The 20,991-nt window shown below is 65.7% G+C and carries 20 protein-coding genes, 1 tRNA gene and 1 pseudogene; 11 read left to right on the plus strand and 11 right to left on the minus strand.

Annotation, left to right across the window (positions count from 1 at the left end; all coding sequences use genetic code 11):
- Positions 1-268 precede the first annotated feature (268 nt).
- Entirely contained in the window at positions 269-340 is a 72-nt protein-coding gene (locus G4G00_RS19475) for a hypothetical protein (RefSeq protein WP_234414730.1), read from the plus strand.
- Positions 341-363: 23 nt separating this feature from the next.
- Positions 364-741: a type II toxin-antitoxin system HicB family antitoxin gene (locus G4G00_RS19480; protein ID WP_234414521.1), complete on the plus strand. Its 378-nt coding sequence runs from the start codon at positions 364-366 to the stop codon at positions 739-741.
- A gap of 154 nt (positions 742-895) precedes the next feature.
- Here G4G00_RS19480 and G4G00_RS19485 read toward each other — a convergent pair whose 3' ends face one another.
- The 3 genes from G4G00_RS19485 to G4G00_RS19495 form a co-directional block, all read right to left on the minus strand.
- Positions 896-1,921, minus strand: a complete 1,026-nt coding sequence (locus G4G00_RS19485; RefSeq protein WP_108753491.1) for a restriction endonuclease — start codon at positions 1,919-1,921, stop codon at positions 896-898.
- A 236-nt stretch (positions 1,922-2,157) separates the two neighbouring features.
- Positions 2,158-2,646, minus strand: coding sequence for a phasin family protein (locus tag G4G00_RS19490; RefSeq protein WP_108749972.1), 489 nt, complete (start codon positions 2,644-2,646; stop codon positions 2,158-2,160).
- 80 nt (positions 2,647-2,726) lie between these two features.
- The gene (locus G4G00_RS19495) at positions 2,727-3,002 is read right to left on the minus strand and encodes a polyhydroxyalkanoic acid system family protein (protein ID WP_164275902.1); all 276 of its coding nucleotides are present in this window, start codon (positions 3,000-3,002) and stop codon (positions 2,727-2,729) included.
- 125 nt (positions 3,003-3,127) lie between these two features.
- On the opposite strand from G4G00_RS19495, the gene G4G00_RS19500 reads away from it, so the two are divergent.
- From G4G00_RS19500 to aroA, 4 genes are all read left to right on the plus strand, one after another.
- A complete protein-coding gene (locus G4G00_RS19500; RefSeq protein ID WP_164275905.1) occupies positions 3,128-3,937 on the plus strand; it encodes an FHA domain-containing protein in 810 nt (269 codons plus the stop codon).
- A 246-nt stretch (positions 3,938-4,183) separates the two neighbouring features.
- A complete protein-coding gene (serC, locus tag G4G00_RS19505; RefSeq protein ID WP_164275908.1) occupies positions 4,184-5,269 on the plus strand; it encodes a 3-phosphoserine/phosphohydroxythreonine transaminase in 1,086 nt (361 codons plus the stop codon).
- A 51-nt stretch (positions 5,270-5,320) separates the two neighbouring features.
- Positions 5,321-6,505: a prephenate dehydratase gene (pheA, locus tag G4G00_RS19510; RefSeq protein ID WP_164275911.1), complete on the plus strand. Its 1,185-nt coding sequence runs from the start codon at positions 5,321-5,323 to the stop codon at positions 6,503-6,505.
- A 72-nt stretch (positions 6,506-6,577) separates the two neighbouring features.
- On the plus strand, positions 6,578-7,885 hold the full coding sequence (aroA, locus tag G4G00_RS19515; RefSeq protein WP_108749967.1) for a 3-phosphoshikimate 1-carboxyvinyltransferase: 1,308 nt from the start codon (positions 6,578-6,580) through the stop codon (positions 7,883-7,885).
- A gap of 130 nt (positions 7,886-8,015) precedes the next feature.
- On the opposite strand, the gene G4G00_RS19520 is transcribed toward aroA, so the two are convergent.
- Positions 8,016-8,576, minus strand: coding sequence for an energy transducer TonB (locus G4G00_RS19520; protein ID WP_164275914.1), 561 nt, complete (start codon positions 8,574-8,576; stop codon positions 8,016-8,018).
- Between the two features lie 118 nt (positions 8,577-8,694).
- The gene (locus G4G00_RS19525) at positions 8,695-9,333 is read right to left on the minus strand and encodes an energy transducer TonB (protein ID WP_108763435.1); all 639 of its coding nucleotides are present in this window, start codon (positions 9,331-9,333) and stop codon (positions 8,695-8,697) included.
- 113 nt (positions 9,334-9,446) lie between these two features.
- Here G4G00_RS19525 and serS point away from each other — a divergent pair, with 113 nt between their 5' ends.
- The gene (serS, locus tag G4G00_RS19530) at positions 9,447-10,727 is read left to right on the plus strand and encodes a serine--tRNA ligase (protein ID WP_108753484.1); all 1,281 of its coding nucleotides are present in this window, start codon (positions 9,447-9,449) and stop codon (positions 10,725-10,727) included.
- Positions 10,728-10,895: 168 nt separating this feature from the next.
- Here the strand turns inward: serS and G4G00_RS19535 are convergent, their stop codons facing one another.
- Together G4G00_RS19535 and G4G00_RS19540 are read right to left on the minus strand one after the other, a co-directional pair.
- Positions 10,896-11,246, minus strand: a complete 351-nt coding sequence (locus G4G00_RS19535) for a ligand-binding protein SH3 (RefSeq protein WP_164275917.1) — start codon at positions 11,244-11,246, stop codon at positions 10,896-10,898.
- Between the two features lie 147 nt (positions 11,247-11,393).
- Complete coding sequence (locus G4G00_RS19540) at positions 11,394-11,978, minus strand: NAD(P)H-dependent oxidoreductase (RefSeq protein WP_108753482.1); 585 nt, start codon at positions 11,976-11,978, stop codon at positions 11,394-11,396.
- A gap of 124 nt (positions 11,979-12,102) precedes the next feature.
- Here G4G00_RS19540 and G4G00_RS19545 point away from each other — a divergent pair, with 124 nt between their 5' ends.
- Together G4G00_RS19545 and G4G00_RS19550 are read left to right on the plus strand one after the other, a co-directional pair.
- Entirely contained in the window at positions 12,103-13,095 is a 993-nt protein-coding gene (locus tag G4G00_RS19545) for a LysR family transcriptional regulator (protein ID WP_079222336.1), read from the plus strand.
- A 102-nt stretch (positions 13,096-13,197) separates the two neighbouring features.
- Positions 13,198-13,287 (plus strand) — tRNA-Ser (locus G4G00_RS19550).
- Between the two features lie 145 nt (positions 13,288-13,432).
- On the opposite strand, the gene G4G00_RS19555 is transcribed toward G4G00_RS19550, so the two are convergent.
- The 3 genes from G4G00_RS19555 to G4G00_RS19565 all read right to left on the minus strand — a co-directional run bounded on the left by G4G00_RS19555 (position 13,433) and on the right by G4G00_RS19565 (position 18,554).
- Positions 13,433-14,908, minus strand: coding sequence for an XVIPCD domain-containing protein (locus G4G00_RS19555; protein WP_164275920.1), 1,476 nt, complete (start codon positions 14,906-14,908; stop codon positions 13,433-13,435).
- The gene (locus G4G00_RS19560) at positions 14,905-15,543 is read right to left on the minus strand and encodes a hypothetical protein (RefSeq protein ID WP_164275923.1); all 639 of its coding nucleotides are present in this window, start codon (positions 15,541-15,543) and stop codon (positions 14,905-14,907) included. The genes G4G00_RS19555 and G4G00_RS19560 overlap by 4 nt, the downstream gene beginning before the upstream one ends.
- A 257-nt stretch (positions 15,544-15,800) precedes the next feature.
- Positions 15,801-18,554: a UvrD-helicase domain-containing protein gene (locus G4G00_RS19565; protein ID WP_164275926.1), complete on the minus strand. Its 2,754-nt coding sequence runs from the start codon at positions 18,552-18,554 to the stop codon at positions 15,801-15,803.
- 155 nt (positions 18,555-18,709) lie between these two features.
- On the opposite strand from G4G00_RS19565, the gene G4G00_RS19570 reads away from it, so the two are divergent.
- Positions 18,710-19,441 carry a hypothetical protein gene (locus tag G4G00_RS19570; RefSeq protein ID WP_164275928.1) on the plus strand — a complete coding sequence of 244 codons (732 nt, stop codon included), beginning with the start codon at positions 18,710-18,712 and terminating at the stop codon, positions 19,439-19,441.
- A gap of 100 nt (positions 19,442-19,541) precedes the next feature.
- Here the strand turns inward: G4G00_RS19570 and G4G00_RS19575 are convergent, their stop codons facing one another.
- Positions 19,542-20,531, minus strand: coding sequence for an MDR family oxidoreductase (locus tag G4G00_RS19575; RefSeq protein WP_164275931.1), 990 nt, complete (start codon positions 20,529-20,531; stop codon positions 19,542-19,544).
- A 101-nt stretch (positions 20,532-20,632) separates the two neighbouring features.
- Here G4G00_RS19575 and G4G00_RS19580 point away from each other — a divergent pair.
- A pseudogene (locus G4G00_RS19580) lies at positions 20,633-20,979 on the plus strand (helix-turn-helix domain-containing protein).
- The last annotated feature ends 12 nt before the right edge of the window (positions 20,980-20,991 follow it).

The raw sequence follows: 20,991 nt of genomic DNA on the forward strand, positions 1-20,991 counted from the left end.
GTGATCCTCAATGCCCGCAAGCGGGACGCCGAGGTGGCCCTCGGCAGCCCCTGACAAGACAGTTGCTACTGGGTGAGACCACGCAGGGTTGGTACACGTAATGCCGGGACCCCGCACGGGTGATCGACCCCATGCCGGTAGATCCACGCCATGCGTGGATGGCGTTCCTTCAACCGGCAGATCTGTCGCCTTGAACTCTGTCGAGGCGTGTGGACGGTGTGTATCGTCCCCGACATGAAGAGCGGGGACCTAATCGCACATCGTTACCGTGCCCCATCCCAGGAAGGATCTGGGAACTGGCCTGGTCAAGGCAATCCGGAAGCTTGCTGGACTGAAGTAGAGGCTCCCATGCGATATCCAGTCTTGATCGAAGCCGGTGATGAACACACTGCATGGGGCGTGGTGGTGCCGGATCTCCCGGGCTGCTTCTCTGCAGCGGACACGCTCGATGACGCACTGCGTTCGGCCGAAGAGGCTGCGCTTGCCTGGATTGACGCCGCACTGGATGCCGGGCACTCGATCCCAACACCGTCGGCACCACAGAAACTGGTCGCCGACGCGGCAGGTGGAACGCAATGGATTCTTGCCTATGTCAGCATCGATCCCGCACTGCTGGATGACACCATCGAGCGGGTGAACATCAGCCTGCCGCGACGGATCCTGTCCAGGTTGGATGCGCAGGCCAAGGCGGCCGGGGAAACACGTTCCAGCTACATCGCCCATCTTGCCGCGTTGGCTTGACGGCGGCGGGTGGCGCAACCATCCACGCATGGCGTGGATCTACTGGGTGAGACCACGCAGGGTTGGTAAACGTAATGCCGGGAGCCCGCACGGGATCGACCCCATGGGTGACACCATGCCGGTAGATCCACGCCATGCGTGGATGGCGCACCACTCAATACGTGGCGCACTGCCGCCAGCGCACCGGCTCGTCCACGCCCGGGCGGGCGTTGAGCTGCACGCGCACGGTGCGCAGGGCAGGGTAGCGCAGCACTTCCTGGCAGACGCGCGGCCAGACCTGCTCCAGTTCGCCGGTGCGGTTGATGGCCAGAGTCTGCCGGGTCAGCCAGACGCCGCTGGCAATGCCGCTCTGGCCGGCCAGCGCGCGGGCCAGTTCGGCCTGGTAGCGCTCCAGCGTGGCCGCATCGGGGTTGGGGTTGCTGCGGCTGTCGTCGCCGGCCTTGGCGGCCGGCACCACGGGCGCGCTGGCCGGGGTCGCATCCGCTGCAGGCGCCGGCGCCGGCGCTGCAACGGGGGCGGTCGGTGCCACCACTGTGCTGGCAGTGGCCACGGGCGTGGGCTCGGGGGCGGCAACCGGTGCATCGGCGTGCAGCCCCTGCAGGCTGACCCCGACCAGCAGGCCCACGGTCACCGCACCCAATGCGGAAATGGCGATGCGGCGCACGGCCTCGTGGCGGGCGCTGGCACGCACGCGGCTTTCGATATCGCCGGGCAGGTAAGGCTGCAGCAGCGGCCACAGGCGCGGGCCGTCCAGCACTTCCACCGCCTGCTTCTCGGCGGCAGCCAGGCCATCACGCTCCACCCGCCCCTCGGTGATCAACAGGCCACCCTTGGCGCCGCCCAGGCGCGTGGCCGCGCCCAGCTCGTTCACCGCTGCCGTACCAATGCGGTAGGCCAGGCCGTGCTTGCACCAGACCATCCAGGTGTTGGGGCCGTCGGTCAGCACGAAATCGCTGCGCGGCTCGCGCGCATCCTCGTCCGCGTCATGCGCCTCGCGCAGCCCGCGCTGCTCGCTCAGCATGCGCTTGATCAGCGTGGAAAACTCACGCCAATGCATACCGGCCAGGGCCTGCAGGCCCAGTCGCATTTCCGTTTGCCGCCGCTTCACCCACCACAGATAGACAACAGCCAGGGTGCAGATGAGCAGGGCCGACAGCAGGGCCAGAATCCAAGGGAGCATGCAGGTGCGAACGGAAGGAAAAATTCAGAAGCCGACAGTGTAAAGGCCACACTGGGCGATTGCGTCAGGGTGTTCCTGACAAGAAGCGTGATGCAGCGCGCAGATCAGCGCTGTGCAGACACGAAAAAACCCGCCAATCCTGAAGCCGTGAGGGGAGGGAACAAACGGCAGGCGAAGCGATTGGCGGGTTCTCGCGATTGTCAGACAAATTTTATTGCATTGCAACAATCTGCCGGTCAGGCGGCGCCCGGCCCCTGGTGGCTGCCGGGGGCGGGGGCATCAGTGCCCGATGCGGCACGGTTTTCCAGCTTGGCCAGGCGCGCATGCAGCGCATCCAGGCGAGCTTCCAGTGCAGCCACATCCTGCGCGGTGGGCACATGCATGCGTTTAAGCACGCCCTGCACCTGTTCGTCGAAGGCCTTCTCCACCTTCGTCCAGGTGCCCGATGCCTTCTCGCGGGCCTCATCCAGCGACTGTTCCACATTGTCGCGCCAGCCCGGGCCCTGTTCGCCGCTGCGTTCGCGGCGACGCGCTTCCCAGGCTTCGCCTTCCTTCACCAGACCATCGAAGAAGCGGTTGCCTTCGGCCTGTGCCCGGCCCAGTGCGCCCAGCCCGGCCAGCCAGACCTGTTGTGCCGAATCGCTCAACTTGCGCGAAAAGCGCCCCGCCTGCTCGCCGAAGCTGGCGTCATCGTCGCGGCGGTCGTCGTTGTCGTAAGTGTTCATCGCACTCCCGGGGAGGTTGGGCCTGCCCCGAGAGTAGCGCGGCGTTGCGTTGCTGGGCCGTGATGGCCCGGGGCCGGGGTTCAGCCCAGCTTTTCCTTCAGCACGCGCTGGATCTCGCTTTCCACCATGCCCTTCATGGCCGACAGCAGGAAACCGAGCTTGGCCGTCACCCGCACCGCGCCCGGCTGCAGTTCGATGGCACCGTCCACGCCGCTGCCGCTGAAGTTCAGCACGTCGGCCGCCCAGCTCGACTTCAGGCCGAAGCGCTCGGACAGCTTGGCGGCCACCTGTTCGATGGCCTCGCGTGCCTGCGCGTCGGACAGGGAATGGGCGTGGCGGACGTCGATGCTGGACATGCAGGCTCCTGGCGCAGGGCCGGGTTGTAGTAAGAGGGCGGCCATTGTGCGCATCGGCGGGCGCGGCGCCAAGCACTCACGCTGGGTTCTTCTGCGTTGGCGGCCAACCTGCTAGTCTGCGCCGCGTGCAGAACCTGCTTGTTCACTTCAGTCAACACCAACAGCCCGACCAGCCGCTGCGGCCCGGGGTGCAGCGCATCGTGCGCCAGGCCAATGGCAGCGTGCGGCTGGGCGATGCCGGCAACGGCGCCCTGTTGTTGGCGCAGTTCTGCCTGGATGATCGCGGTCTGTGGCTGCAGGTCGGCAACGGTATCCGTGGCATCCACGTGAATGGTCGCCCGGTGCGGCGCATGGCCCTGCTGCGTGCCGGCGATGCGGTGTACGTGGATGGCGTGGAAATGGTCCTGCAGGGCGAGGTGGAAACCCTGCTGCAGGCACCGGCGCCGACGGCGCAGGCCGATCCGGGCATCGACGAACAGCGCGTGCTGCGCGGCGTGGGTGGCCTGCACCATGGCCGCGGTTTCACCCTGGCACGGCCGCGGGTGATCGGTCGCGGTGACGATGCCGACATCGCCATTGATGAGCCGGCCTTCGCCGACCAGCACGCCCGGGTCGAGCTGCATGGCGAGCGGGTGCTGCTGCGTGACCTGGGCAGTGCCGAAGGCAGCCGGGTGAACGGCGTGGCCGTGCGCCACTGCTGGCTGCAGGCCGGTGACCAGCTGGTGTTCGACGGCCAGCATCGCTTCGTGTTGGAAGTGCCGCACGACCCGCGCCGGCGCCCGGCTCCCAGCGCGGACGACGAGGCGGCAGACAGCGAGCAGGCGCCGGTGGCCCCGGCGGCGCCGCGTCACGTGCGCCGCTGGCCGTGGCTGCTGGTCAGCGCCCTGCTGCTGGCTGGCGTGCTCAGCCTGCTGCTCTGGTTCGGCGCGCGCTGAACCCGTTCCGCCGGGCATGGCCCGGCGCTACCGCCCGCCCGAACCCGCTTCGGTAGGTGCCAACCTTGGTTGGCACGATGCCCCCGGCCGCATGACGCCCTGACCGCTTTGGTAGGTGCCAACCTTGGTTGGCACAATGCCCCCGGGCGCGAATTGGATACGAATGCAACCAAATTTCCCTTGCGCGACAAGGCCGCAAGGCTGGTGCGCTGCGGCATACTAGGGGTCTTGCCCCACAGGTGTGACATGACGCGCGCGTTCAACTTCAGTGCCGGCCCTGCAACCTTGCCGGAATCGGTCCTGCGCCAGGCGCAGGCGGAAATGCTGGACTGGCACGGTGCCGGCGCCTCGATCGTGGAAATGAGCCATCGCGGCCCGGAATTCATGTCCGTGGCTGCCGAGGCCGAGGCCGACCTGCGCCGCCTGCTCGATATCCCCGACGACTACGCGGTGCTGTTCCTGCCCGGGGGTGCCACCACCCAGCAGGCGCTCATCCCGCTCAACTTCGCCCAGCCCGGCCAGCGCGCCGACTATGTCGTAAGTGGCCATTGGGGAAAGACGGCGGTCAAACAGGCCGGCCCCTATGTGGATGTGAACATCGCCGCCAGCAGCGAAGCCAACGGCTATCGCGAACTGCCCGCGCGCGAGGGCTGGCAGCTCTTGGCCGATGCCGCCTACGTGCACATCACCGCCAACGAGACCATCCACGGCGTCGAATTCCGTGATGTGCCAGACACCGGCACTGTGCCGCTGGTGGCCGATTTCAGCTCGTCCATCGCCAGCGAACCGCTGGATGTGCGCCGCTACGGCATCATCTATGCCGGCGCGCAGAAGAACCTGGGCCCGGTCGGTATTGCGGTGATGATCATCCGCCGCGACCTGCTGGAGCGCGCCGGTCAGCCACGCGCGGACATCTTCGATTACCGCTCGCACGTCGCGCGCGATTCCATGCTCAACACCCCGCCCACCTGGAACTGGTACCTGGCCGGCCTGGTGTTCAAATGGATGCTGGCCGAAGGTGGCGTGGTCGAATTCGCCAAGCGCAATGCCGCCAAGGCCGCGCTGGTGTACGGCGCCATCGATGCCTCCGGCGGCTTCTATCGCAATGAAGTGGCACCCTCGGCGCGCTCGCGGATGAACATCCCGTTCTTCCTGCCCAGCCCGGACCTGGACGCGCGTTTCGTGGCCGAGGCCAAGGCCGCAGGGCTGCTGGCGCTGAAGGGCCACAAGGTGGTGGGCGGCATCCGCGCCTCGCTGTACAACGCCATGCCGCTGGCCGGGGCCGAGGCGCTGGTCGCCTTCATGGCCGATTTCCAGCAGCGTCGCGGTTGAGCACTGAACGGCGCGCACCGTCCGATGCGTGCCCTGCAACAAGGAATTCCAATGGCAAGCAAACCCGCCAAGAAGGCGCCCGCCAAGGCTGAAACGGCCAAGGGCAGCGCGGCCCCCAAGGGCAAGAAGACCGCCACCGCGGCCCCCACGCTGGCACCGCTGGCGCTGGCCGACGTGCGCGCCAAGATCGACCAGATCGACCGTGACATCCAGGGCCTGATCGCCGAACGCGCGCAGTTCGCGCACCAGGTGGGCAAGGCCAAGGGCAAACTGGCCGCGGCCGTCGATTACTACCGCCCCGAGCGCGAAGCTCAGGTGCTGCGCATGGTGGTGGACCGCAACGAAGGCCCGCTCAGCGATGAACTGCTGGTGCACGTGTTCCGCGAAATCATGTCGGCCTGCCTGGCCCAGCAGGAACCGCTGAAGATCGGTTACCTGGGCCCGGAAGGCACCTTCAGCCAGCAGGCCGTGCTCAAGCACTTCGGCCGCTCGGCACTGGGCCTGCCGATGGCCAGCATCGAAGAGGTGTTCCAGGAAGTGGAAGCGGGCAACGCCGATTTCGGCGTGGTGCCGGTGGAAAATTCGGGGCAGGGCACCATCCAGATCACCCTGGACATGTTCCTGACCTCCAACCTGAAGATCTGCGGCGAAGTGGAACTGCGCGTGCATCAGTACCTGATGTCACGCAGCGGGCGTATCGAAGATGTCGAGCGCGTCTACGGCCACCCGCAGTCCTTCATGCAGACCTCGGCCTGGATGCGTGCCAACCTGCCGAAGGCTGAGAAGATCCCCGTGTCCAGCAACGCCGAAGGCGCACGCCGTGCGCGTAACGCCGACGATGCGGCGGCCATCGGTGGTGAAAGCGCCGGCCACGTGTACGGCCTGAAGAAGGTCGTGACCAAGCCGATCCAGAACGATGCCGACAACACCACCCGTTTCCTGGTGGTGGGCCGCAACATCTTCCCGACCTCCGGCCACGACCGCACCTCGGTGCTGGTGTTCATCCATGACAAGCCCGGCGCGCTGTTCGATGTGCTCAGCCCGTTCGCCCGCCACGGCATCAGCATGAACCGCATCGAATCGCGCCCGTCGCACCACGGCAAGTGGGAATACGGCTTCTTCATCGATCTGGCCGGCCATATCGACGATGCCCCCATGCAGGCCGCGCTGGCCGAACTGGAAGCGCACTCGGCGCAGATCAAGGTGCTGGGTTCCTACCCGGTGGCCGTGCCCTGATTGCTGTGGCGGCCATGTGCCGCGCCCCTTGAAGCACCGCCGGCCCGCCGGCGTTTACGGAACGATCGAACGATGAGCAACGCGCAACACTGGATTGCCCGCAAGGGCCAGCCCCTGCAGGGCAGCCTGACCATTCCCGGCGACAAGTCGGTCTCGCACCGCTCGGTGATGTTCGCCGCGCTGGCCGATGGCACCTCGCAGATCGACGGCTTCCTGGAAGGTGAAGACACCCGCGCCACCGCGCGCATCTTCAGCCAGCTGGGCGTGCGCATCGAAACCCCCAGCGCCTCGCAGCGCATCGTGCATGGGGTCGGCATCGACGGTCTGCAGGCGCCCAGCGCGCCGCTGGACTGTGGCAATGCCGGCACCGGCATGCGCCTGCTGGCCGGCCTGCTGGCCGGGCAGGCCTTCGACTGCACGCTGGTGGGTGATGAATCGCTGTCGGGCCGTCCGATGCGCCGGGTGACCGGTCCGCTGTCGCAGATGGGCGCGAAGATCGACACGCAGGACGATGGGACCCCGCCGCTGCACGTGCACGGTGGCCAGGCGCTGCACGGCATCGACTTCGCCTCGCCGGTGGCCAGCGCGCAGGTCAAGTCGGCGGTCCTGCTGGCCGGCCTGTATGCGCAGGGCGAAACCAGCGTGGTCGAACCGCACCCGACCCGCGACTACACCGAGCGCATGCTGTCGGCATTTGGCGTGGACATTGAATTCTCGCCGGGCAAGGCCCGCCTGCGTGGCGGCCAGCGTCTGCGCGCCACCGACATCGTGGTGCCGGCCGATTTCTCCTCGGCCGCGTTCTTCCTGGTCGCCGCCAGCATCATTCCCGGTTCGCACATCCGTTTGAAGCAGGTGGGCTTGAACCCGCGCCGCACCGGGCTGCTGCACGCGCTGCGCCTGATGGGCGCAGACATCACCGAGGAAAACCCGGCCGAGCAGGGCGGGGAAGCGGTGGCCGACCTGGTGGTGCGCCATGCCCCGCTGAAGGGCGCGCGCATTCCCGAGGAACTGGTGCCGGACATGATTGATGAGTTCCCGGCGCTGTTCGTTGCCGCCGCGGCGGCCGAAGGCCAGACCGTGGTGACCGGCGCGGCCGAGCTGCGGGTGAAGGAATCGGACCGTCTGGCGGCCATGGCCACCGGCCTGCGCGCGCTGGGCATGCAGGTGGACGAAACCGAAGACGGCGCCACCCTGCACGGCGGCGTGACCCTGGGCAGCGGCACCATCGAAAGCCACGGTGACCACCGCATTGCCATGGCGTTTGCCATTGCCGGGCAGATCAGCAGCGGCGAGGTGCGCATCAACGACATCGCCAACGTCGCCACTTCGTTCCCGGATTTCGACGGCCTGGCCCGCAGCGCAGGCTTCAATCTGGCCTGACGGTAGAGTCGAGCCATGCTCGACTGCTGCGCACCGTCAGTCGAGCATGGCTCGACTCTACAGGGCGGTGTGCAGCAAAAAAAAGGCGGAGGCCGAAGCCTCCGCCACATCACGAACCCCTCGTCCGCGATCAACGCTGTTCGGTACGGAAATCCACCGGCACGCGCACCACACTGGCCACGGCGCGCCCCTCATGCATGGCCGGCTGGAACTTCCAGCCCTGCACGGTATTGATCACGGCGCGGTCCAGGTCGCGGCTGCGTTCGCCGCTGCGCGACACGATGCTGGCCTGGGTCACATTGCCGCGCGTATCCACGTTCAGACTGGCCACCACGCTGCCCTGCACGCCACTGCGCAGCGCAGCAGCGGGGTAGGTCGGCTTGGCGTTGCTGGCCAGCGGGCGCGCCTCACGGTTACTCACGGCCGGGGCGCTGCGTCGGGTGCTGTTGGCCGGTGCCGCGTTGCGCGCCGCCGGCGCGGTGGTGGCAACCGGGGTCTCGGTGGCCGGAAGCATGCGCTCGCCCACCGGGGCCGGCGCCACGTCTTCCTGGTTGGCAAAGCGCAGCCAGACGAAAGCGGCCGCGAACATTGCCACGATCAGCGCCATCCACAGCCACGGCGACGTCGGCCGGTGCGGCACGTCCTGCTGCAGCTGGGGCGAATGAAGGTTTTCGTGGGTAGTAGCCGTCATTGCTTGCTCCTCGCGTCTGTAACGACGCCCCGAGTCTGGACCGGGCAGCAGTGGCAATGTGTCAGCGTTGCGTCAACGCAACCGGCAGGGTTCAGGTTGCCTGCCGGGCACCGTTCAGTTACTGCGGCTTGAAGTCGAACGGCACTTCAATGCTGCCCGGCACGGCCTGGCCGTTGCTCTGCGCCGGGGTGAAACGCCAGCGGCGCACGGCGTCGGTGGCGGCGCGGTCCAGGTCACGCGAACCGCTGCGCTGGATCACCGTTACGTTGTTCGGGTAGCCGGTGGCATCCACGTCCACGCGTACCACCACGCTGCCGGCCTCGCCACGGCGCAGGGCGGCGGGCGGGTAGCTGGGCGCGGGCGACTGCTCGGCAATTGGCATCGGCTGCGACGTTGCCGCAGCCGGCGCGGCCGTACCCGGGGCCGGGGCGGCCGGGTCCACCGCGGCCGGCGGCGGCGGGGCGGTTTCCACCAGCTTCGGCGCCTCGTCCTCGGGCAGCGGCGCCGGCTTGGCATCGGGCATGTCGCTGGAGCCCGCCGCGGCCGGCAACGGCTCGGGCAGCGGCTCGATCTGCGCCGTTTCCTGCGGGGTGGCCGTGGCCGGGTCGGCGCGGAAGAATTCCTTGTCGCGGCCGGTCAGCCAGACCACCACGAACAGCGCAATGCCCACGCCGAAAGCGATGCCGGCGATCTTCAGGGCGTTGCGCGGAATGTGCACAGTGAACGACTTGGCAGAGGACGAGCGAGGTGCAGACATGGACCAGACCAGCGTGAAGTACCCCGATTCTGCCACGCCCGGAATGAACCGGGCGGCAGAAATCCGTATAACAGGCGATAATCCCGTCCCTGTTACCCACCACGACTCCTGCCATGCTTGATCCAGCCCTGCTCCGCCACCAGCCCGCCGACCTCGCCGAACGCCTGCGCACCAGCCGCGGCTTCGAGCTCGACGTGTCTGCCCTGGAGTCCCTGGAGGCCGATCGCAAGCGTATCCAGGTGCGTACCCAGGAGCTGCAAAGCCTGCGCAACAGCCGTTCCAAGGCCATCGGCCAGGCCAAGGCCAAGGGCGAGGACGTCTCGGCCATCATGGCTGAAGTGGCCGCGTTCGCCGACGAACTGAAAGCCTCGGAAGTGGCCCTGGACGAGCTGCGCGAGAAGATCGACACCATCGCCGCCGGCATCCCGAACCTGCCGGCCGATGACGTGCCGGCCGGTGCCGACGAAAACGACAACGTCGAGCAGGCGCGCTGGGGCACCCCGCGCAGTTTCGATTTCCCGGTGCTGGACCATGTTGAACTGGGCGCACGCAACGCCGGCCTGGACGCGGAAACCGCGGCCAAGCTGTCCGGCTCGCGCTTCACCGTACTGCGCGGCCAGGTGGCCCGCCTGCACCGTGCCCTGGCCCAGTTCATGCTGGACCTGCACGCCGGTGAGCACGGCTACGAAGAAACCAACGTGCCGCTGCTGGTCAACGCCGATTCGCTGCGTGGCACCGGCCAGCTGCCGAAGTTCGAGGACGACCTGTTCAAGACCGCCGTGGGCGATTCCACGCGCTATCTGATCCCGACCTCGGAAGTGCCGCTGACCAACCTGGTGCGCGACGAGATCGTCGACGCCGAGCGCCTGCCGCTGCGCGTGACCGCCCATTCCATGTGCTTCCGCGCCGAAGCCGGCAGCGGTGGCCGCGACGTGCGCGGCATGATCCGCCAGCACCAGTTCGAGAAGGTGGAACTGGTCTCGATCTGCCGCCCGGAAGACAGCGACGCCGAGCACCAGCGCATGACCCGTTGCGCCGAAGTGGTGCTGGAAAAGCTGGGCCTGCCGTACCGCAAGGTGCTGCTGTGCACCGGCGACATGGGCTTCTCGGCCATCAAGACCTACGATCTGGAAGTCTGGCTGCCGTCGCAGAACACCTACCGCGAAATCAGCTCTTGCTCCAACACCGGTGATTTCCAGGCCCGCCGCATGCAGGCCCGCTGGCGCAACCCGGCCACCGGCAAGCCGGAGCTGGTGCACACCCTGAACGGCTCGGGCGTGGCCGTGGGCCGCGCCATGATCGCGGTGATGGAGAACTACCAGAACGCAGACGGCACCATCACTGTGCCTGACGTGCTGCGCCCGTACATGGGTGGTATCGAAACCATCGGCTGAACCCGCTGGGGTGGGTGCCATGCTTGCATGGCACTGCTCCTGCTTTGGTAGGTGCCTTGCTTGCATGGCACCGCTCCTGCTTTGGTGGGTGCCTTGCTTGCATGGCACCGCATCCACGCATGGCGTGGATCTACCGCATCCACGCAGGGCGTGGATGAACCCCCGCAATCACCCCACCACCCGCACCTTCTCCAACGGCACCCACCCGGGCTCGCCGTCCTCCGGCACGCACCACGCCCATCCATTCAGCGTGCGCAGCCCGCGCAATCGCTGGCCCGGGTCCACATCCAGCTCCCGCGCGCAGTAATCCTGCGTGGCAAATGCGCCACCGTGCGCATCGCGCCCGATCACCGGCGCCGGCACGAACCCCGGCTCCTGTCCCTCGGCCTGGCATAGAAACCAGTCTTCCCAGCCCTCAGGGCCTTCATAACGTTCGCCCACCACCAGCGCCTGCCCACGGCGCAGGGTGATCGGTTGCGGAAATTCGCTGCGGTGCGCAGTGATCACGATGTAGTCCATGCCCCCAGCCTACCGGCCCCACGCAACAAAAAACGGCCCCGCAATGCGGAGCCGTCGGGGTGGGCCGGGATGGGGGAGGGGCTCCCGGCCCGCAATCAGCGCCCCCGACGAGGAGGGGGGAGGGCGCCGATCGCTGGAACGCAGTACTTACGCAGCCACTTCTTCGGCAGCGTGCGACGGCAGGGCCGACAGCGCGCCGGCAATGGCGTCTTCGCGGTGCTTGGGCGAATAAGCAATGCCCTCGGCGCGCACGAATTCCACGTTGTCGATGCCCATGAAGGCGAACACCTGGCGCAGGAAGGGTTCCTGGAAGTCGGCCGGCGAATCGGTGTAGATGCCACCGCGGGCGCTCACCACGATCACGCGCTTGCCACCGGCCAGGCCCACCGGGCCGTTCTCGGTGTACTTGAAGGTGCGGCCAGCAACGGCCACGCGGTCAATCCAGGCCTTCAGGGTGGACGGAATGCTGAAGTTGTACATTGGCGCGCCAATGACAAGGATGTCGGCGGCCAGGAACTGCTGCATCACCTGTTCAGCATCGGCCGCCTCGGCGGCATCGGCGCCGGCCAGCGAACCGCTGCGCAGATGGGGTACCGGGTTGGCGTCCAGATCGCGATAATCGACCTGAAGGCCGTCGATCTGGTCCTTGAACTGGGCGACCACCGCCGCAGTCAGCTGGCGCGAGACGGAGTTGTCGCCAAGCACGCTGGCGTCGAGATGCAGAAGCTTCATGGCAGTCACCTATGTTCGGGAAGGAGGGGCGGGTTCGCCGCCGACGGAGAGAACGATAGGTTGTTGCATGGGCGGGATAAAGGTGGTTCAATGCCACGAATTGTTCTAGATATGGAACTCGGGTATGCATGACCTGAATGACCTGTACTACTTCGCCATGGTCGTGGACCACGGCGGTTTCGCCGCCGCCGAGCGCGCCCTGGGTATCCCCAAATCGCGCCTGAGCCGCCGTATCAGCCAGCTGGAAACCGACCTGGGCGTGCGCCTGCTGCAGCGTTCCACGCGCCGCTTTGCGGTCACCGACGTCGGCACCAGCGTGCACCGCCATGCGCAGACCATGCTGGCCGAGGCCCAGGCCGCGCGCGAAGTGGTCGACCGCCTGAGCGCAGAGCCGCGCGGCGTGGTGCGCGCCAGCGTGCCCGTCTCGTTGGCGCAGATGCAGCTGCCCAAGCTGCTGCCCAAGTTCCTGGAGCAGTACCCGAAGGTGCGCCTGCAGCTGAACATCAGCAACCGCCGCGTGGACATCATCAATGAAGGCTACGACGTGGCCCTGCGCGTGCGTTCGCGCCTGGACGACGACGGCAGCCTGGTCATGCGCAGCTTCGGCCAGGTGCAGGAACTACTGGTGGCCAGCCCGAAGTACCTGGACCGCGCCGGCCGCCCGAAGGATCCGGAAGAGCTGACCCAGCACGTCACCCTCAGCATCAGCGAAGACGAGGCGCGCCAGCGCTGGGAACTGCATGGCCCGGAAGGCGAAGTACGCCGGGTGGACCTGCAGCCGCGCGTGGCCGGCTTCGACTTCCCGCTGCTGCAGAGCATGGTGAAGGACGGCTTCGGCATCACCATGCTGCCGGAAACCGTCTGCGCCGAAGCCGTGCGCAACGGTGAACTGGAAGTGGTGCTGCCCGACTGGTCGCTGCCGCAGGGCGTGTGCCATGCCGTATTCGCCTCGCGCCGTGGCCTGCTGCCGGCGGTGCGCGTGTTCATCGACTTCCTGGCCGAACACCTGCCGCCGCAGCTGGAGGCCTCGCGCCTGGACTGCGGTGGCGCGTGCGAGAAGGCCAAGGAGAAGATCAAGGCCAGTGCGCTGGGTGCGCTGGCGGTGGATGCGGGCTGAGGCCTGCCGATAGCGCCGGGTCACGCCCGGCGTTACGCCGGTCTTGGGCAAATCGCCCGGCCGTGCGAGAATGCGTGCCCGGCCAGCAGGCTGGGCCGATACGGAGAGATGGCCGAGCGGTTTAAGGCACCGGTCTTGAAAACCGGCGAAGGGTTAAACCTTCCGTGGGTTCGAATCCCACTCTCTCCGCCAGAATATTTGGAAAGCCTCTGGAAACAGGGGCTTTCTTTTTTGCCGTGCCGGCGTATGAAAGACCCCTGGCGGGGCATTTTCATCCGTCATCTGGCTGCGCAATCACGTGAGAGCAACGAACAGATGGGGTTCGGTTGCGCAGCAATTACCCCATGCGCATCGCATCTCGCGCCTGCTCGTGGGCTTGCTCTTTCTGGGCAACCTGCTGCTGCGCCTGTGAGATCTGCTCAGCTTTGGCGAGTGACTGCTCCACTGGAGTGTTGATCGCGTCGCTGATGGCTACTGATGCCCGGAGATGTGCCGGGTTGTCGAGCTCACCTTGCACAACGAACATGCGCGGGCCAGAGCCGTCGGAAGATGGGTTGCCCAAGACGACGTGATCGACCCGATCCAGGCCGCCACTCTTGGCCGATGCCAGCAGGCTGGCACAGACGCGTTCGCTGGTTTCGTCGAAGCTGCGCCCATGCGTGGAGTCCACGGCCGATACACCATTGCGGATCTGTTGATAGAGCGGATGATCAGCGTGCCCTTTGTCCCTGGGATCTTGATTCATCTTGTCCAGGGTCGATTCGATGCTTTCCTGTAGTGGACTCTTGGGTGCGAAGCCCGGGTTGCTCAGCGAAGGCGAGCCCTTGTCGGTTGCTTCTTGCGTCAGTCGCTCACCAGGTTTGAGTGCACTGTGTGCCCGTTGCTCCGCTTCGGCCTCGCGGCGAGCGTACTCGCCGGCTTCCTCGGTGCCTCGCAGATGATTGATCCCGTCACGTAGTAGCCCTGGGCCGCCACCTACAACAACGGTGGCTCCCATGCGTACTTGATGGATGTCACTGCGGTACTCAGCGACCCGGCGCAGGTCGTCGGGGGCGGTGATCCGTGCGCTGGGATCGTCAAGGACGGACTGCACCGGCCCTTTGTCGGTCATGCGATCAAGGAAATGAACTACCCGATGGGAGTCGCCTAATTGCACCGCCACCGCCGCGGAGATGGCGTGCCCGCTCCTCAATCCAGGTGCCAGAAGGGACCCGACGCGTTGGCCCTGTTCGGCGTTGCGCAGAACCTCCAGTTCCTTGGGGAGCGCATACATCTCAACCTTGCCGTAATGGGGGCCGCCTGCGCTCACCAGGTCGCCTGCCATGACATGGTTGGTGAAGGGTGCCGCATTGGCGGGCTGGCCTTCGGGAATGCGGTACGCCAATCCGGCAGCGCCGTAGGGATTGAACGCGTCGCCGGGGAGGTTGTAGTGGTGTGCGGTGATCTGTGCAAGCGCGCCACCCAGGGAGTGGCCGGTGACGTGTACAGGGCCGTACCCCATTTCATTCGCCATTCTGATGGCTTGTTTGGTCAGCGCGAGGGCATCGTCGATCTGAGGGTTGATTCTGGCAGCAACCATGGCGGCGTCGATCCCGCCATCGAGCAGTGGCTCGCGATCAAACTCGGTGCCGCGGTGGGCAACAATGACTTCGTTCGTTGCTAGGCTGCGATAGACGGTGCCTTGATATCCGGTACTGGAGTCGCGTCCGGCCAGAATCTCGTACTTGATACCCGCAACGGTGATGAACGCATCTTCCAAGGGAGGGGATTCATACGTGCTGTCGGAGAGCGCGGCGGCGGTAACAGGATTCATCGAATCTCTCCTTCAGCCTTTCTGGAAATCTCGATAGGGAAGTACTTTGAGTGCTCACCTTCGGGGATCTTCTGGAATTGGCTGTCTGGCCAGATGCCCGCTCGCTCGGGTGTCTGTCCTGGAATCAGCGGTCTAAGTGCCTTCTCCACGTATGTAGTAGAGCGCGCTTTATCTTCGATCTCTGGAAAGAAGGCGGGAATAGCTACTCTGATCGGGCGGCCTTCGACGTCCATCATGAACGATGCTTGCACAAAGCGTGGCGTCCAGTTGCATGGTCCGCGGCCATAGTAGTCGGCGACCTCCATACCATCTTTGAACACTGTTGCAGTGAATTCGGTCTTGCTGACGCGTTGCACCGGAAACACCACTGACTGGCGTTGCGGCGCGTACTGCACGCCCTCGTAGTTGTCGATCGGCGGGAGACAGAGCGGGTCTATTTCGTAGGAGACGAAGACCTTGGGAGCAGGGACTTCCACGGGCGCATCGTTTACCCGAATCACGATAGCAAGCGCGTCCGTGGGAGCAGGATTCTCGCGGTAGGCCGGGTACGAACGGTCCTCACTGCAGCCAGGCGCGACGACGGTGACCAAGGCGATGAGAACTACACGAGGAAGGGTCTGGAGGAATGTCAGCATGATCGATCCATGTCGCTGATTGAGGTGCTGCCGGGCGGCGCCAGTACAGGCTTACTACAAAGCATGGCTCTCAGTGCGTGATGCAGTTCGCAGGACGGCCCAGATCGTAGATCAGCTGGGTAGAGCGTGTCGCCTTGAAAGATGAAGCCCTGACTGGCTTCTTGGGCAGATGCGACAGTTCCCGCTCTCTCAGCTTCACGTTCATCGGCGCGCCATTGCAAGGCGTGCGCTGACCATACGATCCGCTCTGGCCAGGCCTACCCGCGTCGCACGCCCTTCGGCTTGTTATGGCACAACGGGTAACTGGAACACGACCGGAACGCCCCATGCGGCCCATTCCGCTCCACGAACACCCCCACCTTGCACACCGGGCAGCGCTCCTCATTGATCGCCACACCCGACACGCTCGTAACCTCCACCACGCCATCCTGCACCAGCTCATCCAGGAACGGCGAGCGTTTGCCCTGCAGCGTGAACATCGCAACACTCCGCCGCGCGCGCGTCAGCGCCACATAGAACAGCCGCCGCTCTTCGCCCAGCGGGAAGGTATCGCCTTCGGGCATCGCAAGCGAAAGCACCGGATCATCCGCGCGCAGGCTGGGGAAGCCGCGGTTCACCATTCCCGGCAGGATCACGTAGTCCGCCTCGCGGCCCTTTGAACGGTGCGCGGTCAGGAACTCCACGTCCATCGTGCTGCCGAACGCTGCCTTCCAGTCCGCCGGTAGTGCGCTGCGCTCATTCCGGTAGCGGCCCAGAATGAAGACCGTCACGCGCCCGTTGCGGCCGCGAGGCACCGCGCCGGACAGCAGTTGCTGATGCAGCTGGGCCAGATACTGGCGAACGCCATCCTGCACTTCTTCGCGCCGGGTCATCTGGAAGGCCTGCAGCACCGGCCCAATTACCGGCGCGGTAGAGCGAACCGTCTTGGCAATCTGCGCAGGATTGCGGCTGATGATGCGGCTGGAGATATCGCACAGTGCCTGCGGGCAACGGAAGGTCTGCTCCAGCTTTAGCACCTGGCCGTGCCCCATCCATTCGCGGAAACCGGTCATCACCGAAACATCGGCACCGGCGAAACGGTTGATCGACTGCCAGTCATCGCCCACCGCAAACAGATAGCGGCCCGGGCGGTTGACCAGGGCGCGGCACAGGCGGGCGCGGGCGCGCGAGGCGTCCTGGAATTCGTCGGCCATCACCAGTTCGTAGGGCGATTCATAATGGCCCTGTTCCAGCAGTCCGGCGGCCATGTTCAACATGTCTTCGAAGTCGATGCTGCGCTCGTCGGCCAGTGCGTCATCCCAGGCCTGGAATACGGGCCCGGCGATTTCCAGGAAGCGCCGGTAGCGTTCCTTGAACTGGTCCTCGGGCATCTGCCGCAGGCGCTCGGCCATGTCTTCCAGGCTCAGGCAGTTGCTCTTGGCATGGGCAATGAAGGTGCGCATCAAGCCGATCAGATCGGCATCGGGCATGGGCTTGGCGCCGGCGTCGGGCAGCTCGCGGTCCGGGTTCGGGTCCAGTTCAATGCGCGATTCGCCCAGCCGCGCCGACAGGTGGTGCAGGGCCTCGCCACTGCGCAGCCCGAACGAGGTGGTCTCGACCAGCGCGGTCCCGCGTGCGGCATGCTGCTCGCGTTTCCAGCGCACACCCTCGGCGTAGTTGGCGAACTGCTGCGGCGGCTGGCCGTCGGCATCCAGCGCGAAGTGCTCGTGGTAGAGCGCGGCATCCGGGTAATAGAAGTCCGGCCGATACTGGCGATGGATATCGGTGGCGGTATCGAATTCGTAGCGCCGCTCGTAGTCGTAGGCCACGCCGTTGTAGAACAGCCAATCGGCAATTACGCACTCTTCCAGGCTCTTCACCCGCTCGCCCTGCAGGGTGCGGATATAGGGCGTGCCATCGCGGTCGTAGCCATCGGCCAGCATCTGCGCGCCCAGCGGCGGCAGATCGCGGCCGAATACCAGCCGGAACATGTCCCACTGCGTGCGGAAGTGGGTCGAGCGGTCCTTCAGGTCGTCCACCAGCTCGGCCAGCTTGTTGAAGCCCAGCGTCGCGTCGATGGCCCAGTCTGGAATATCAGGCTTGCGTCCGGTCGCCTTGGCGATGATCGACAGGCCCAGTGCGTGGAAGGTGCGCGCCTCCACCACGGTATCGCCCATGCCCAGCCGTTCGAACGATCGCTGCGCGCGGTCCTCCAGTTCCTTGGCGGCATCTTTGTTGAAGGCCAGCATCACGATGCGTTCGGGCGCAACGAAGCCGCGATCAATGGCATAGGCGGCCTTGGCGACCATGGTCGAGGTCTTGCCGGAGCCGGCGGCGGCGACCACCTGCACGTGGTTGTCGAAGCAGATGACCGCGTGGGCCTGTTCTTCGGTCAGTGGCTTGCTCTCGACCCGGTGCAGGAAATTGCGGGCCAGCACCAGCTCGCGCGTTGCCATGGTCGCGTTGGCTTCGGCCCAGACGGACGGCCAATCCAGCTCCCAATCGTGCAGGGCGTCCAGCGCGGCACGGTGGCTGTGCGAATGCAGGTCGTCGTGCACATCCTCGTCGAGGAACAGCCGCTGCAGCGCGGACGGCTGCAACGGCAGGGCAGGGCGCTCGGCCAGCAGTGCCTGCTGTTGGTCGTGCGTGATCCAGCGGCGCCCGGCGCTGCCGCGGTCGGTCAGGGCATCTGCCTCGGCCAGCCAGTTCTGGATCTGCGTCAGGATGTCTTGAAAGAGCGCCTTGCGCCCACGGGTGGTGCAGGCAAGCAGGACCTGCTGCACGGCGGCCGAAAGCTGCGATGCCTGGCGGTTGGGCAGGCCATCGACGGACAGCGTTTCACCGTCGTCGCGCTGCAGCTCGACCCGGGCCCAGAACAGGCCCGGAATGATCCGCACACGCGCGGCGCCATCTACGTGCTGCTGGTACAGCGTGCTCCCAATCGAGAGTTCGACCTGTTCGCCATCCAGCCGCAGCCGCCAGTCCGGCGAGCGGGTCACACGTTGGCCCCAGCCCGAGGGGCGCCATTCCATAGACATCCAGATACTGCCTTGCGTACGTCACTGGGCGTAAAGCGCCCTTACAGCCCAATGATAAGGGGGCTTGGCGTCGCGTGTGGCTTTTACCTCCGCGCCGGACCGGGGTACGCTGCGGTCCAACGGACAATCCTCGACAAGGAAGGAATGCCATGCCTGTGAGTCAGAAGGGACGTTGTCTGCTGAGCCTACTGCTGGTGCTTGCACCGACAGTGATGGCCCAGTCATCTGGCCCTTGGCTCACCTGTACCGTGGAAGAAAAGGGTGTTGATGGGCGTTGGCTCGCCACAAGGTACGTGAGCGAAAGTACAGGCGCGGCGGTCGGGCTGTCGGAGAGCTATACGTGGACGCCTGCAGAGAAGGCATCCTTTGCTCCAGGTGCGACGTTCAGGTGGTCGCTGAGTTATGAAATCCGGCCGGGCGCAGGCGATGCTGTGAAGGCCGTTGCGGAACGTGACGTTGTCGCGGAAATGGACTTCTGGTTCGACGCGCAGCAAGCCGGGACGCCAATGCGCGCGTCTAAAGATGCGGCGTTGCACCTGTACAGGTCTTCGGATCCGCAGAAGGAGTTCCGCTCGTCATCCACGAGCCTGACCACGTCTCTGCACTGGGGTGAACATAACAACGGTAACGTCGGCGCGACGGCATTCATGCCCTTGGATAGCGTGCTGGCGTTCGGGACGGGATTGGATGCGCTGGCCTGGAACATTCGTAGCGCACCCAACAGCCTTGGGGGAACGTCGGCCATCGCTGCGGGGACGATTTCGGTAGTGGCACTACGTAACAAGGTGGGCACGATTCCAAAGCTGCGACGTGCGCTGGACCGCAAGGCCGCCAACTTCCGCAAGGAATGCCAGATGCCGATCACCATGGTGGGCGGATAGGGTAGATCGGGCTCGACGCGGCCCACGTCGATTGGGTCGACGTGGGCCAGATGGGTGCGTGAACCTGGATGGGCACCGGCGTGCGCCGATCTACGCGCCCTCAGGCATTCACATCCACCACGATCCGCCCGCGCACCTTGCCCGGGATGATCTGCTCGTACACATCCAGCACTTCAGCCAGCCCGATCTGCTGCACCGTGCTTTCCAGCTTCTTCGGGTCCAGATCGGTGGCCAGGCGATCCCACGCGCGCTGGCGCACGTCCTGCGGTGCGTTCACCGAATCCACGCCTGCCAAAGTCACGTTGCGCAGGATGAACGGCAGCACCGAGCCGTGCAGGGCATCGCTCTGCGCCAGGCCGCAGGCCGCCACCGCGCCGCGGTACTTCGTTTCGGCCAGGGCATTGACCAGGGTGGGGCCGCCGGCCACGTCCACCACGCCGGCCCAGCGTTCGGCGCTGATCGGCTTCTTGCGCGGCTCGGAAAGCTCCGCGCGGTCGATGATCTCCGCCGCGCCCAGGCTGTGCAGGTAGTCGGCATGTTCGGGGCGGCCGGTCGCGGCCACAACGCGGTAACCCAGCTTGGACAGAATGGCCACGGCAATCGAGCCCACGCCGCCATTAGCGCCGGTTACCAGCACATCGCCCTTGACCGGGGTCACGCCGGCATCTTCCAGCGCCAGCACGCACAGCATGGCGGTATAGCCTGCAGTGCCAATGGCCATGGCATCGCGGGTGGTCAGGTTGCCGGGAATCTTGTTCAGCCATTCGCCACGCACGCGCGCGCGCTGGGCCAGGCCGCCGTGGTGGCCCATGCTCAGGTCCCAGCCGTTCAGTACCACGCGATCACCGGTCTTGAAATCGGCATTGCTGGATTCCAGCACCACGCCGGCCAGGTCGATACCGGGAATCAGCGGAAACTTCTGGATGACCGGGCGGCTGTTGGTCAGCGCCAGCGCGTCCTTGTAATTCAGGGTCGAATAATCGACCTGCACCAGCACATCGCCGTCCATCAGGTCGGCCTCATCAAAATCGACCAGTTCAGTCACTACGCGGTCGTCGGTCTTGCTGGAAAGTAGTGCCTTGAATGTCATCGCGGGCCTCACGGTCAATGGATGCGCCCATGCTAGGCTCGCACCGTTATTGCAACAAGAACGATGGTTTTTCGTAGGTACTATGGTTTTCCGGAGTATTCATGCGTAGCAGGCGTTGGGACAACAAAAGTGGTTGCGCCGTGGAAGTCACGCTTTCGGTGATGGGTGGCGTGTGGAAGCCGATCATTCTGTTTCACCTGATCAAGGGCAGGCGCCGGTTCATGGAACTGACGCGGCGGGTGCCCAATGCCACCCAATCCATGTTGACCAGCCAACTGCGCGAGCTGGAGGCCGATGGCGTGGTGATCCGCCATGTCTATCCAGAAGTGCCGCCGAAGGTGGAGTACGAACTGTCCGAGTTCGGCCACACGCTGGTGCCGGTGCTGCTGGCCATGCGCGAGTGGGCGAAACCTATCGCGGTTATCAGAGCGCGCGCGATGACAGTTGACGGGTGAGGTGT

This window comes from Stenotrophomonas sp. B1-1 (assembly GCF_010894375.1).
GTDB lineage: Bacteria > Pseudomonadota > Gammaproteobacteria > Xanthomonadales > Xanthomonadaceae > Stenotrophomonas.